The sequence below is a fragment of the Conyzicola lurida genome, assembly GCF_014204935.1.
GTDB lineage: Bacteria > Actinomycetota > Actinomycetes > Actinomycetales > Microbacteriaceae > Conyzicola > Conyzicola lurida.
The window spans coordinates 3,478,991-3,491,523 of record NZ_JACHMJ010000001.1 but is presented as its reverse complement, the minus strand read 5'-3'; the positions used below and the strand labels follow the sequence as shown (position 1 = coordinate 3,491,523).

The following is a 12,533-nucleotide window of genomic DNA, read 5'->3' as shown; positions in this document are numbered from 1 at the left end:
CTCGTGACCATTCCCCCCGTGCGCTCGCCCCGCCGCGACGCGACCCAGAACCGCGCCGCGCTCGTCGACGCCGCGCGGGTCGTGCTCAACCGCGACCCCGACGCCTCGCTCGAGGCCATCGCGGCCGAGGCCGGGCTCAGCCGTCGCTCCGTCTACGGCCACTTCGCCAGCCGCGACGACCTGCTGCGCGAACTCGTGTCGCTCGGCGCCGCCCGCGTGGCGCACGCCCTGGAGTCGGTCATCCACGACGACCCGGTGGTGCGGCTCGCGCTCATCGCCGCGCGGCTCTGGCGCGAGGTCGAGAACATCCGCGTGATGGCCGTGTTCACGGTGCGCGGCTCGCTCAAGCAGCACACCGACGAGGCGCTGCGCCCGCTGCGCCACGGCGTGCTCGAGGCGATCAACACGGGCCGCGACGCCGGCAGCATCCGCGTCGACATCGCCGCCGACCGCCTCGCCCGTCTGATGGAGGAGGCGATGTTCTCGGTCCTCGAGGAGTCGACGACGCACCCCCTCCCCGATCACGAAGGCCACCGCCTCGTGATGTCGATGACCCTCGGCACGATCGGCTTCGGCTGGCGCGAGGCCGGCGACTTCATCGACTCCCACCCCGAACTGCACCACTCAGAACACCGGAAGGCGGCGCACTAATGCGCATCGCACTCGAATCGGCCGCCATCGGCCAGGGCGTGGGCGCCTCTGTGCCCGAGACGAGCTTCGAAGTGACGGATGGCGCGCCCACCGTCATCGCCGTCGAAACGGCCGAGCGACCCATGCTCGTGTCACTGCTCCTGGGCGGGCGACTGCGGCCCGACAGCGGCCGGGTCACCGTCGACGGTCGCGACGACCTCGACGAACTGCGCAAACGCACCGCCCTCGTCGACACCCCCGTCGTCGCCGAACCCACCGCGGGCCTGGGCCTCGCGGGCGTCGTCGCCGAGGAGTTCTCCTTCGCCGGCCTGCCCTCGTCGCGCCGGGCCGTGCGCGAGTTCCTCGCCGAGCACGACCTCGCCGACTACGCCACCGTGCCGATGCGCGCCCTGCCGCCGATCCGCCGCGTGCGCATGTTCAGCGAGCTCGCCCTGCTGCGCCCCGGCGTCGACGCGCTCGTCATCACCTCGCCCGAGAGACACGGCGGCGATCCGGCCGGCTGGTACGAGAGTCTGCTACAGGTCGCGGAGCGCGGCACCACCATCGCCATCGTGACGGATGCTGCCACCCGCGGCATCCTGCTCGGCTTGGGGGCCAAGGACGGCGTACCGGTGCCGGAACTGCTGTCGATCGACACGGCGGCACCGGCCGTACCCACACACGCTATTTCGACACGTTCGACGAACTCAGTGACCGAGGACAACGCATGATCATCACCCTCATCCGCACCGAGTTCGCCCGGCTCACCTCGAGCCGGATCGGCATCGCCGCACTCGTCGCCCTGATGACGGTCCCCCTCGTCTACGGCGGCCTCTACCTCTGGGGCAACCAGGACCCGTACAACCGTCTCGACGAGGTGCCCGCCGCGCTCGTCGTCGCCGACACCGGCGCGACCGACACCGACGGCAACGCGGTCAACTACGGCCAGGACGCCGCCGAGACCCTGCTCGACGGCGGCGACTTCGGCTGGGTCGAGGTCAGCGCCGCCGAGGCGAAGGCCGGCATCACCGACGGAACCTACGACTTCGGCCTCACCTTCCCCGCCGACTTCTCCACGGACCTCGTCTCGGCGAGCGGCGACAACGCGACGAAGGCGACGCTCGACCTCACCACCAGCGACACGAACAGCTACCTCTCCACCACGCTCGCCGAGCGGGCCGCGGAGGCGGTTCGCGTGAACATCGCCGCCCAGCTGGGCGAAGAGGCCGCCGGCACCCTGCTCGGCGCCCTCGACGAGGTGCGCACCGGTCTGGTGAAAGCCGACGACGGTGCAGTGCAGCTGGCGGATGGCGCGGCCAGCGCCTCGGCCGGTGCCACCGAGCTCGCGAGCGGAGCCGCGAGTGCCGCGACCGGCGCCGCGAGCCTGAGCACGGGCATCGACAGCCTGTCCACCGGAGCGGCGCGCCTCAGCTCGGGACTCGGGCAGCTCGACGCGCAGGCCACGGCCCTGCCGACCGGCACCGCGTCCCTCAGTACCGGCGCGACCTCCGTCGCCGACGGCCTGACCTCCGCCTCGGCGGGCGGTGCAGCACTCGTCACCCCGTCGACGCAGGCCGCCCAGCTTTCCGCGGCGGTCGCCGCCGAATCCGCCGCCGCGTTCGCCGACGGCCTCGTGACACCCGAGGAGAGCCAGAGCATCCAGACCAAGCTCGGCCAGCTCGCGCAGCTGACCGCCGGGGTCAGCGGCGGCGTCTCCGACCTCGCGCCGGGGCTCGCGCAGCTCTCGGCCGGCGCCGGCCAGGTCGCCGCGGGAGCCGCGACGCTGAACTCGCAGGCGCCGACCCTCGCCGCCGCGGTGCACTCCGCGGCAACGGGCGCCGGCACTCTCGCCAGCGGCGCCTCGAGCGCGGCCTCGGGCGCATCCGACCTCGCTGCCGGCACGGCCACGCTCTCCACCGGCGCCACCGACCTGTCGACCGGCATCGCCACCCTCGCCTCCGGGTCGAGCGAACTGAGCACCTCGCTCGGCGACGCCGTCGACCAGATCCCCGGCTCGACCGCGGCCGAGCGTGCGAAGGCGGCCGCCGCGATCGCCAGCCCGGTCACCGTGGAGAAGGACGCTCTCACCGCGGCCCAGAACTACGGCGGCGGGCTCGCACCGTTCTTCATCAGCCTCGCGGCCTGGATCGGCATCTACGCGCTCTTCCTGCTCGTGCGTCCGCTGTCGAAGCGCGCGCTCACCGCGGTGCGACGCCCGATCCGCACGACGCTCGCCGGCTGGCTGACCCCCGCGCTGCTGGGCGCCCTGCAGATGGTCGGACTGTTCGCGCTCGTCCGCTACGGACTCGGCCTCGAGGTCGCGAACCCGGTAGCCATGGTCGGGTTCATGGTGTTCGTCTCGATCACGTTCGCGGCGATCGTGCTCGCGCTCAACGTCTGGCTCGGCAGCGTCGGCCAGTTCATCGGCCTGATCCTGATGGTCGTGCAACTCGTGACGGCGGGCGGCACGTTCCCGTGGCAGACCCTGCCCGCGCCGCTCGCGTTCATCCACCAGGCCCTGCCGATGAGCCACGCCGTCGACGGCATCCGCCAATTGATGTACGGCGGCTCGCTCGACGCGACGCTCGCGACGATCTGGCCGCTGCTCGCCTGGCTGGTCGTGTCGCTGCTCGTCTCGGTTCTCGGCGCGCTCAAGCAGGGTCGCTTCCGCGTGCTGCGCGACCTGCGGCCGTCGCCGATCGGGGCGTAGCGGCTCTCCCTTCGACAGGCTCAGTGACCGGTCCCTGAGCCTGTCGAAGGGCCCGGGTCAGAAGCTGACGTGCTGCCGCACCCACGCGTGCATCGCGACCGCCGCGGCCGCCGACGCGTTGAGGCTGCGGGTGGAGCCGAACTGGCTGATCTCGACCTGCACGTCGGACGCGGCGAGAGCCTCCGCGGTCAGCCCCGGTCCTTCTTGCCCGAACAGCAGCACGCACTTCTCCGGAAAGTCGAACGTCTCGATCAGCACGGCGCCCTCCATGTTGTCGATCGCGACTATGGGCAGCTCGACGGAGCGGGCCCAGGTGACGAAGGACGCGACATCCGGATGGTTCATCACGTGCTGATAGCGGTCGGTGACCATGGCGCCGCGCTTGTTCCAGCGGCGTCGCCCGATGATGTGCACGGTGTCGGCGGCGAACGCGTTGGCGCTGCGCACGATCGACCCGATGTTCATGTCGTGCTGCCAGTTCTCGATCGCGACGTGGAAGCCGTGGCGGTGCTCGTCGAGGTCGGCCACGATCGCGGCCATGCTCCAGTAGCGGTAGCGGTCGATGACGTTGCGCGAGTCGCCGCGGGCCAGCAGCTCCGGGTCCCAGTGGTCGCCCTCGGGCAGCTCGCCCCGCCACGGGCCGACACCGTTGGTGGTCAGCTCGACGGAGGGGTTGGGGGTCTCGTCAGTCACCTCACGAGGCTAGCCGCTCGCCAACCTGTTAATCTTCGAGGATGACCGAGACCGCGTGGAGCCCCGACGGTCCCAACCTCCTGGTGCACGGCGACAACCTCCCCGCTCTCGCCCAGCTGCCGGATGGCGCGTTCCGCCTGATCTACATCGACCCGCCGTTCAACACCGGCCGGGTGCAGGCGCGGCAGACGATGAGCACGATGCGGGCCGAGGGCGGCGCGCGCAAGGGTTTCCAAGGCCGCAGTTACGAGACGATCAAGGGTCTGCTCTACAGCTACGACGACGCGTTCGCCGACTACTGGGAGTTCCTCGAACCCCGTCTCGAGGAGGCGTGGCGTCTGCTCGACGACCGCGGCACGCTCTACCTGCACCTCGACTGGCGCGAGGTGCACTACGCGAAGGTCGTTCTCGACGCGTTGTTCGGCCGCGAGAGCTTCCTCAACGAGATCATCTGGGCCTACGACTACGGCGCCCGCGCCAAGAACAAGTGGCCGGCCAAGCACGACACGATCCTCGTCTACGTGAAGAACCCGAAGAACTACTTCTTCGATAACGCGGAGGTCGACCGCGAGCCGTACATGGCGCCCGGGCTGGTCACGCCCGAGAAGGTGGCCCTCGGCAAACTGCCCACCGATGTCTGGTGGCACACGATCGTGTCGCCGACCGGCAAGGAAAAGACCGGCTACGCGACCCAGAAGCCCGAGGGCATCCTGCGCCGCGTCATCCACGCGTCGAGCGCCCCCGGCGACTGGGTACTCGACTTCTTCGCCGGCAGCGGCACCACGGGGGCCGTCGCCCACAAGCTCGGCCGACGGTTCGTGCTGATGGAGCAGAATCCCGATGCACTGGCAATCATCGAGAAGAGGCTGGGCACGGCCGCCACCTCGGTACTATTGCCGCATGAATAACCGCGGCGAAATCGAGTGCTGGCTCACCGACATGGACGGGGTGCTGGTCCACGAGAACCATCCGGTTCCCGGGGCAGCCGAGCTGCTGCAGCAGTGGCGCGACGAGGGCAAGCCCTACCTCGTGCTTACCAACAACTCGATCTTCACGCCGCGCGACCTCAGCGCCCGGCTCAAAGCGTCGGGGCTCGACGTGCCCGAGGACCGCATCTGGACCTCAGCGCTCGCGACCGCCGACTTCCTCGCCTCGCAGCTGCCCGGCGGCAGCGCCTTCGTGATCGGCGAGGCCGGCCTCACCACCGCGCTCCACGAGGCGGGCTTCATCATGACCGAGTCCGCCCCCGACTACGTCGTCATCGGAGAGACGCGCAACTACTCGTTCGAGGCGATCACTAAAGCGATCCGCCTCATCGGGGCCGGTTCCAAGTTCATCGTCACCAACCCCGACGCCACGGGGCCGAGTGCCGACGGCCCGCTCCCGGCCACGGGCGCCGTCGCAGCGCTCATCTCGAAGGCGACCGGCAAGGAGCCGTACGTCGTCGGCAAGCCCAACCCCATGATGTTCCGCTCGGCGATGAACAAGATCGGCGCGCACTCGGAGAACACCGGCATGATCGGCGACCGCATGGACACCGACATCGTCGCCGGCATCGAGGCGGGCCTGCACACGATCCTCGTGCTCACCGGCATTAGCGACCAGGCGGAGATCGACCGCTACCCGTTCCGGCCCGACGAGATCCTCAACAGCGTCGCCGACCTGATCAATCCCGAGCCCGTCGAGTCGGACGAAATCTAGTCGCCCCGAGTGACACCCACCCCGCCCGCCGAAACGCTCACCTGGCAGCAGCGTGCCCGGGCGGCGTTCGACAAGCTGCCGACGCGCTGGCTGGTCACGTCGGTACTGGGCGTGCTGTTGGCCCTGTCGGCCCTGTTGGGCGGTCTGGATGACGCCCCCGCCACACCCGTGCCAGAGCTCGACCCCGGCGACGCGTACACCGGCACGCAGCTGAAGATCAGCATTGACCGCGCCATCCTCATCGACGCCTTCCCCGAGCAGGGAGTCACGCCCGAGATCGAGGGCAACCGTCTGCTGGTGATCTCGGCCACCGTCGACAACGTCTGGGACAGCCCCGTGCGTATCGCCGGGCAACCGAACGACGCCGACAGCGTGGTGCCCGTGGGAGTGGACGGCATCGATGCGTCGGCGGCCCCCTCCGACCTTCTCGTGATCGACGACGGCACGACCTTCCGGGCCGTGCAGCCCGGCGTGCCCGTGGAGCTCGCCTACGTCTGGGAAGTCGCCCCCGACGCCCTGGCCGCGGGCGACGACATCACCGTCGACATCCTCGACCGGCTGCAGCGCAAGGGCTTCATCGTCTACGGCGACGTCTTCGACGATCCCTTCGTCGCCGCCCACGTCGACCTCGTGATCGAGGATGTGGGCGCGGGCGCCGAGACCGAGGACGGTGACGAGGGATGACGACACTCAACTGGCGCCACGTCGTGAACGGGGTCGCCCTCGTCGGCATCCTCGTCGTCGCGGGCATCGTCACGCACACGACCCCCGACGAAGAACAGCAGCAGGGCCCGATCGTCGTCCGCGGCGAGATCGGCGACGAGCTGACCGGACGCAACATCCGGGCCACCGTCACCGACGTGCGCATCGCCGAGTCGGTGACCGCGAGCAATGGCTGGGCGGGCACGACTCCCGGCGTCTGGGTCGTGGTCGACGCGAGCGTGGAGGCCGTGGTCGACGACACCGGTGCCTCGCTCGGCACCGCCGTCATCCAAGTCGGCGACACGACCTACAGCGCGTCTGTCCGACCTGCCCGCGGCTCGATCGCCGAAGCGGTTCTCGACATCGGGATTGCCACCACCGGGCCTCTGATGTTCGAGCTGCCGGCCGACCTCGTCGAATCGGCAGAGGCCGGCGCGGCCGAGATACACCTCGCACTCAACGACGACCCGCGCGCCGACTCGATGCTCGTGGTGCCGGTCGACCTCACCGCCATACCGATCGACGAGTCCATCGAGACCGACGCACAGACATGGGGTGGACGGTGACACCGTGGCTGCGTAAGAACTGGATCGGGCTCGTCGCCGTCGCCGTGCTCCTGCCCGCCACGCTGGGCATCACCTTCTGGCAGCAGTGGGTGGGCTTCTTCGACTCGCGCCCCAGCGCCCCCATCGAGGTCGTCGGCGCCGACACGGCCCACTACGGCGGAACCGCCTGGTCGCTCGAAAGCGTCGAGCGCATCTCCTTCTCGTCGGCGGAGGGCAAGGAGATCGGCCTCCCCGCCGACACCGATCTGGTCGTCGCGACGCTGAACGTGGAGCCAGAAGAGTTCGACAACGACGGCAAGTCCTTCGGGTGCACGGTGCACCTGCAGGAGCTCGACGGTGACACCGAGCTGCTCTCGATCGGCGACGCGCTGCTCGACCCGATCGACTACTCGTTCCCCGACGACGTCGAGTGGGGCTGCAACAGCGAGGTCACCGAGCCGTATCTCGCGCAGACGATCTTCATCGTCCCGTCCGGCGCCGGCACCGACGGCACGCGTCTCGGCATGTCGGTCAGCGTCGTGGACGAGCTGCCCGACTACCTGCGCTTCACGCTGTAGCGGCGGGCGACGGTTCCGGCTCTGTGCCGGTCGCGGCCGCGACCTCGCGACGTTCCTCGAGCTTGCGAAGGCAGTAGTCGTACCCGGCGGCGATCAGGCAGATGCGCAGCGGCTCGATGATCGCGTCGATACCGAACGAGTAGATGCTGTCGAGGTTCATCCACCAGGTATCCAGGTTGTGCGGGCCGACCACCTGAATCACGCCCATAAACGCCCACGTCGTACCCGCCTCGAGCACGGTGTAGGCCAGCACGTAGAGGCCGAGCGGCACGACCCCCGCGCGCCACATCAGCACGAACGCGTTGGCGAGTGGCCGCCAGCGCTCGAGAAAGTCGTTGCCCACGTCGGCCGCGCGGCGAACGACGCCCTTCGGCAGAGCCGACACTCGCGAGCGGGCGCTCTCGTAGTAGCGGTTGCGCGGGCGGTACGCGATCTTCTGCGCGGCGAGTGCCCTGCCGTAGACCACACCGGCGATCGCCAGCCAGGCGACGGGCAGCAGCAGAAGTCCGCCGGCCTCGCCGATCGCCCATTCCACGCCATCCCACACCCAGCCGACGGGTGCGAACAGCGACGAGATCCAGCCGCGGAAGTCGGCCAGCCAGTGCATCACGGCGCGGTTCGACAGCCAGTCGTTGAAGTCGTTGGAGTAGTTCGAGATGAAGAAGAACGTCAGATAGACCCAGACGGCTTCGAAATAGACGGCGAGGATGGCGGTCCATTTCGGCAATTTCTCCTGATTGCGCTTGATCAGGTAGCGGCCGGCGAAGGCGAGCACGATCACCGCGATGGTCAGCGGCTCGAGCCGCAGGTCGAGGATGGCGCCGGTGGTGTCGTCCCGCGTGAAGTAGTCGATCTTCGGGAGCGCCTTCTGCGCGTACTCGCCGAGGTCGTCGCCGAGGAACTTCCACGCGGCGTAGAAGGCGAAGAACGGCAGGATGCTGACCAGGAAGATGTCGTAGACCCGGCCGGGCCCCGTGCGCCCCTCCGTCGTGCGGTCGATGTCGTCCACCCCGCGCCGCTTCATGTCGGCGAACGACGGCATCACGTCGCGCAGGGCGAGGAACATGCCGATGAAGCTCGCCAACCGGGCGAGGGTCGCGAGCGGCAGGATCATGAGCCCGGCGAGGGCGCTGTACGCACCCGCGGTCGACGCCACCTCGATCACGAGGTAACGGACCAACCATCCCGCGAGGTACCAGGCGAGCAGAACCGGCCAGCGCGCGGCGACGAGCCGCAGCGTCTGGGTCAGGATGGAGAACACGGGCCCAGCGTACCGGTGCGGGGGCCGCTGACTGCTACGGCTCGGGCGACGCGACGACGGGGATCACCGCGGGCGCACGCGGCGGCATCGCCACGCTCGCCGTGAGCGGCTCCCCCGACGACCGGCTGACGAAGCAGTAGTAGGCGCGGTCGCCCGTCGCCCACTCCTCGTCGGTGCCGGCGTAGCTGGCGGCGATCTGGATGTCGGAGAACTGGCTGGCCGCGGCGTAGTCGATGTTGTCCGGGCTGGCGCAGAGCAGGTTCATGCGGGCCTGGAGCACGTCGAGGCCGGGGAACGGGTCGGTGGCGGAGTCGTCGAAGCGGCCGCGGTAGACCATCTGCGCCGCGTGGGGGGCAGCGCAGTCCACGACGGTGAACTCGTCTTCCCACGCGGATACGAAGGGGTCGAGGCACTCGGTGCCGAGCAGTGCGTCCCACTCGACGACGCCGGGCGCCACCGGCCCGATGACCGCGACCGGGGCGACGGTCTCCTCGGGGGTCGGCGTGGGGGTCGGTGTCGCGGCGGGGGTGGCGACGGCGGTCGGCTCCGCGTCGCCGAGGCGCGTGCCGACGAAGAACAGCCCGGCGAGGGCGAGCGCGGCGACGAGCGAACCGGCGATCCACACCAGCGCGCGCTGGCCGGGAGGCATCGGGCCACGCGGCGGCTTCGGCGGCTTGGGCGTGGAACGCTTGGGCGGCGCGACCGGTACGACGTCGCGCGCGACGAACGGGACGAGGGCCTGGGCCGGGGCGTCCACGTACTCATGGAACTTCTCTTCGCCGAAGAGTGCGTCGATCGGGTTCGTCGTGGGCGACTCGCCGACGGGTGCTCCGAGGCCCACCTCGCCCGTGCTCAGCGGCCCGGTCGCGCCCTCGAGCGAGAGGTCGAACGCGGGCGGGGTCGGAGTCTCCCACGCGAGCTTGCGGCCCTCGTGCCAGACCGGCGGCTGGATGGGGTCGATGGGCGGCGGAGCCGGCGCACGGAAGTCGAACGCGGCCGTCGCTTCGCCGTCGTCGTCGATCGACCAGGACTGCGAGGGGTCGGGCTTCTCGGTGGGCGGCGCAGCGGGTGCCTCGCCCGGCTGCTCGGCGGGCGCGTCAGCGGGCTTCTCGGGAGCTTTCTCCGGCTCGCCCGCGGGCGGCTCGGCGCCGAGCTGGTTCTGCGGCACGGCCGACATAAAGCCGATGTCGACCGGGTCGGTCGACTCTGTCGGCTCGGGAGCCGTCGTCGGTTCGGCCGGCTTCTCCGGCTCGCCCCCTCCGGGAGTCAGTCCCCAGTTGAAGCCCGACGGCGGCTTCTCGTCGCTCATTCGAGCCCGAGGTCGCTCAGACCGATGGCGGAGTAGTAGGGGTAGCCGGCGGCTTCGATGATCTCTTTGGCGCCGGTGTTGCGGTCGACCACGACGGCGACGCCGGCGATGATCGCGCCGACCTTGAGCAGCGCCTCGATGGCCTTGAGCGGCGAACCGCCGGTGGTGGAGGTGTCTTCGAGCACGATGACGCGCTTGCCCTCGAGGTCGGGTCCCTCGACCTGGCGGCCACGGCCGTGGTCCTTCGGCTCCTTGCGCACGACGAAGGAGTCGTAGGTCTTTCCGAGCGCGACGCCCTGGTGCATCACGGCGGAGGCGATGGGGTCAGCACCCATGGTGAGACCGCCCACGGCTGCGACATCCGGAATCTCGGAAATCAGGTCGACCATGACCTGGCCGATAAGCGGAGCGACGCGGTGGTCGAGGCTCACTCGGCGCATGTCGACGTAGTACGTCGCCTTTTTGCCGCTGGTGAGGGTGAAGTCTCCGTGGAATACGGCATCGGCCTTGATGAACTCGATCAGTTGGGTACGCGCGTCAGTCACAGGGTCAAGACTAACGAGGCTGCCGGGGCTGGGCGAACGGTAGCGTGGGAGTATGCGCGTAGCCACCTGGAATGTGAACTCGATCAGAGCCCGTGTCGACCGAGTCGTCGACTGGTTGGTGCGGGAAGACATCGACGTGCTCGGCATGCAGGAAATCAAGTGCAAGCCCGAGCAGTTCCCCTACGAGGCGTTCACCGCGGCCGGGTACGACGTGCAGCTCACCGGCCTGAACCAGTGGAACGGCGTGGCCTTCGCGTCGCGCCTGCCGATGACCGAGGTCGAGATCGGTTTCGCGGGGCAGCCCGGCTTCCTCAAGGGCGCCGAGGGCCCCGACCAGCCGCTCGAGGCCCGCGCGATCGGCGTCACGGTCGACGGCGTGCGGCTCTGGAGCCTGTACGTGCCCAACGGACGCTCGCTCGAGGACCCGCACCTCGTCTACAAGCTCGACTGGCTGGAGAAGCTGCGCGGCGCCACCCAGGAGTGGATCGCCGCGAACCCCGGTTCGCCGATCGCGCTGATGGGCGACTTCAACATCATCCCGACCGACGAGGACAACGGCGACCCGAGCATCGTCGTCGGGCAGTCCACCCACGTCTCGCCCGAGGAACGCGCGTCGTTCGCGGCCTTCGCCGACATCGGGCTGATCGACACCGTGCGGCCGTTCGTGCCGGAGGGCTACACCTACTGGGACTACAAGCAGCTGCGGTTCCCACGCAACGAGGGAATCCGCATCGACTTCGTGCTCGGCAACCAGCCGTTCTCCGACCTGGTCACCGGGGCGTCGATCCACCGCAACGAGCGCAAGGGCGAGGCGCCGAGCGACCACGTGCCGGTGGTCGTCGATGTCGACGTGCAGCTCGACGAGGACGACGACGATCGGCCGATGATCTTCTAAGAGGGTTGAGCATGCGCGGTGGAGCTATGGCAAACGCGCCAGCGTGTGCGCGACCCCAGCGCCGAAGGAGCCTGCGACTGAGTTTCGGTTAAGCCCTACAGGCTCGGCAGCAGGTCGCTCACGAACCACCAGGCGAGACCGCCGGTGATGAACGATCCGAGCGAGAACAGCACGAGGCGCTGCGTGTAGTGCATCTGGCTGTCGAGGGCGCGGCGGCCGGTGGCCACGGCGCCGGCGCGGGCCTCGCGCTCTTCACGCTCGGTGACGCGGGGGACCGTGGGGGCGGCGGGCTCGGCGACGACGACATCGTTCGAGTCGGTCTGGACGAATTCGCTCTGACCCGCGACGCGCGCCTGCACGTGGCGGGTGATCTTCTCGATGCCTTCGAGAGCCTCTTCGGTGCTGTTCTTTCCGGCGGCGCTGTAGACGAACATCCACTCGTCGACGAGTTCGATGTCGCATCCGCCGGTGACGTCGAGGGCGAGGGCGATGAGTTCGGGGGTGAGGATCTGGCGGGCGTCGAGCTCGAAGCCGGGAGCGGAGAGGATCTCGAACGGCTGGGAGAAGTCGCCGTCGACGGCGAGCGGCACGTGGCCCTCGGTCTCGATGCCGGTGTGGCGCAGCACGTCCAGCCCGCTGGTCAGCAACACCACGTTCGGCACGGGACGCGCGAGCGGGATGGCCACGAACGACGCGGAGATCGTGTGCGGGGAGAAGTCACTGTCGAGGTAGCGGCCGTTGACGCTGCCCGCGAGGAACGGCGACGGAGCCTGCAGGGCGTTGACGAGAGACGTGGCGACTACGCGCTCGCCGGTCTTGAACATCTGGCCGGACAATCCCGGGCCGAGGATGTGGGACTGGTACGAGTAGTGGCGGGCGGCAGCAGCTGCCTTCCAGACGGCCAGCTCTTCGGGCGCGCTAATTTCCACACATCACCTGCACACTCGGGGTACGGCCATTCGGA

The 12,533-nt window shown here is 69.5% G+C and carries 14 protein-coding genes; 9 read left to right on the top strand and 5 right to left on the bottom strand.

All coding sequences use genetic code 11. From position 1 onward, the window contains the following. The first annotated feature begins 3 nt into the window (after positions 1-3). Genes HD599_RS18130 through HD599_RS17015 form a run of 3 tightly spaced genes read left to right on the top strand, consistent with a single transcriptional unit; the run spans position 4 to position 3,340 of the window. Positions 4-651, top strand: a complete 648-nt coding sequence (locus HD599_RS18130) for a TetR/AcrR family transcriptional regulator (protein ID WP_343062134.1) — start codon at positions 4-6, stop codon at positions 649-651. After that, a complete protein-coding gene (locus HD599_RS18125; RefSeq protein ID WP_184239837.1) occupies positions 651-1,361 on the top strand; it encodes a hypothetical protein in 711 nt (236 codons plus the stop codon). Before HD599_RS18130 ends, HD599_RS18125 begins: the two co-directional genes overlap by 1 nt. Beyond that, positions 1,358-3,340 carry a YhgE/Pip family protein gene (locus HD599_RS17015; RefSeq protein ID WP_184239835.1) on the top strand — a complete coding sequence of 661 codons (1,983 nt, stop codon included), beginning with the start codon at positions 1,358-1,360 and terminating at the stop codon, positions 3,338-3,340. The genes HD599_RS18125 and HD599_RS17015 overlap by 4 nt, the downstream gene beginning before the upstream one ends. 57 nt (positions 3,341-3,397) lie before the next feature. Here the strand turns inward: HD599_RS17015 and HD599_RS17010 are convergent, their stop codons facing one another. Then, the gene (locus HD599_RS17010) at positions 3,398-4,033 is read right to left on the bottom strand and encodes a TrmH family RNA methyltransferase (RefSeq protein WP_184239833.1); all 636 of its coding nucleotides are present in this window, start codon (positions 4,031-4,033) and stop codon (positions 3,398-3,400) included. A gap of 41 nt (positions 4,034-4,074) precedes the next feature. Between HD599_RS17010 and HD599_RS17005 the strand changes: the two genes are divergently transcribed. From HD599_RS17005 to HD599_RS16985, 5 genes are read left to right on the top strand one after another with little or no spacing between them, the layout of a single operon-like run. After that, positions 4,075-4,941, top strand: coding sequence for a DNA-methyltransferase (locus HD599_RS17005; RefSeq protein WP_184239831.1), 867 nt, complete (start codon positions 4,075-4,077; stop codon positions 4,939-4,941). Next, positions 4,934-5,734, top strand: coding sequence for an HAD-IIA family hydrolase (locus HD599_RS17000; RefSeq protein ID WP_184239829.1), 801 nt, complete (start codon positions 4,934-4,936; stop codon positions 5,732-5,734). Before HD599_RS17005 ends, HD599_RS17000 begins: the two co-directional genes overlap by 8 nt. A 9-nt stretch (positions 5,735-5,743) precedes the next feature. After that, positions 5,744-6,418: a hypothetical protein gene (locus HD599_RS16995; RefSeq protein WP_184239827.1), complete on the top strand. Its 675-nt coding sequence runs from the start codon at positions 5,744-5,746 to the stop codon at positions 6,416-6,418. Then, positions 6,415-7,002 (top strand): hypothetical protein, encoded by a 588-nt coding sequence (locus HD599_RS16990; RefSeq protein ID WP_184239825.1) that lies wholly within the window; start codon positions 6,415-6,417, stop codon positions 7,000-7,002. The genes HD599_RS16995 and HD599_RS16990 overlap by 4 nt, the downstream gene beginning before the upstream one ends. Next, entirely contained in the window at positions 6,999-7,559 is a 561-nt protein-coding gene (locus HD599_RS16985) for a hypothetical protein (protein ID WP_184239823.1), read from the top strand. Before HD599_RS16990 ends, HD599_RS16985 begins: the two co-directional genes overlap by 4 nt. On the opposite strand, the gene HD599_RS16980 is transcribed toward HD599_RS16985, so the two are convergent. From HD599_RS16980 to pyrE, 3 genes are read right to left on the bottom strand one after another with little or no spacing between them, the layout of a single operon-like run. Continuing rightward, positions 7,549-8,820, bottom strand: coding sequence for a hypothetical protein (locus HD599_RS16980; RefSeq protein ID WP_184239821.1), 1,272 nt, complete (start codon positions 8,818-8,820; stop codon positions 7,549-7,551). The genes HD599_RS16985 and HD599_RS16980 overlap by 11 nt on opposite strands. Before the next feature lie 34 nt (positions 8,821-8,854). Continuing rightward, positions 8,855-10,129, bottom strand: coding sequence for a hypothetical protein (locus HD599_RS16975; protein WP_184239819.1), 1,275 nt, complete (start codon positions 10,127-10,129; stop codon positions 8,855-8,857). Then, positions 10,126-10,674 (bottom strand): orotate phosphoribosyltransferase, encoded by a 549-nt coding sequence (pyrE, locus tag HD599_RS16970; protein WP_184239817.1) that lies wholly within the window; start codon positions 10,672-10,674, stop codon positions 10,126-10,128. The genes HD599_RS16975 and pyrE overlap by 4 nt, the downstream gene beginning before the upstream one ends. Positions 10,675-10,726: 52 nt before the next feature. On the opposite strand from pyrE, the gene HD599_RS16965 reads away from it, so the two are divergent. Further along, entirely contained in the window at positions 10,727-11,569 is an 843-nt protein-coding gene (locus HD599_RS16965; RefSeq protein ID WP_184239815.1) for an exodeoxyribonuclease III, read from the top strand. A gap of 95 nt (positions 11,570-11,664) precedes the next feature. Here HD599_RS16965 and HD599_RS16960 read toward each other — a convergent pair whose 3' ends face one another. Further along, positions 11,665-12,498, bottom strand: a complete 834-nt coding sequence (locus HD599_RS16960) for a hypothetical protein (RefSeq protein WP_184239813.1) — start codon at positions 12,496-12,498, stop codon at positions 11,665-11,667. Between the last annotated feature and the right edge of the window lie 35 nt (positions 12,499-12,533).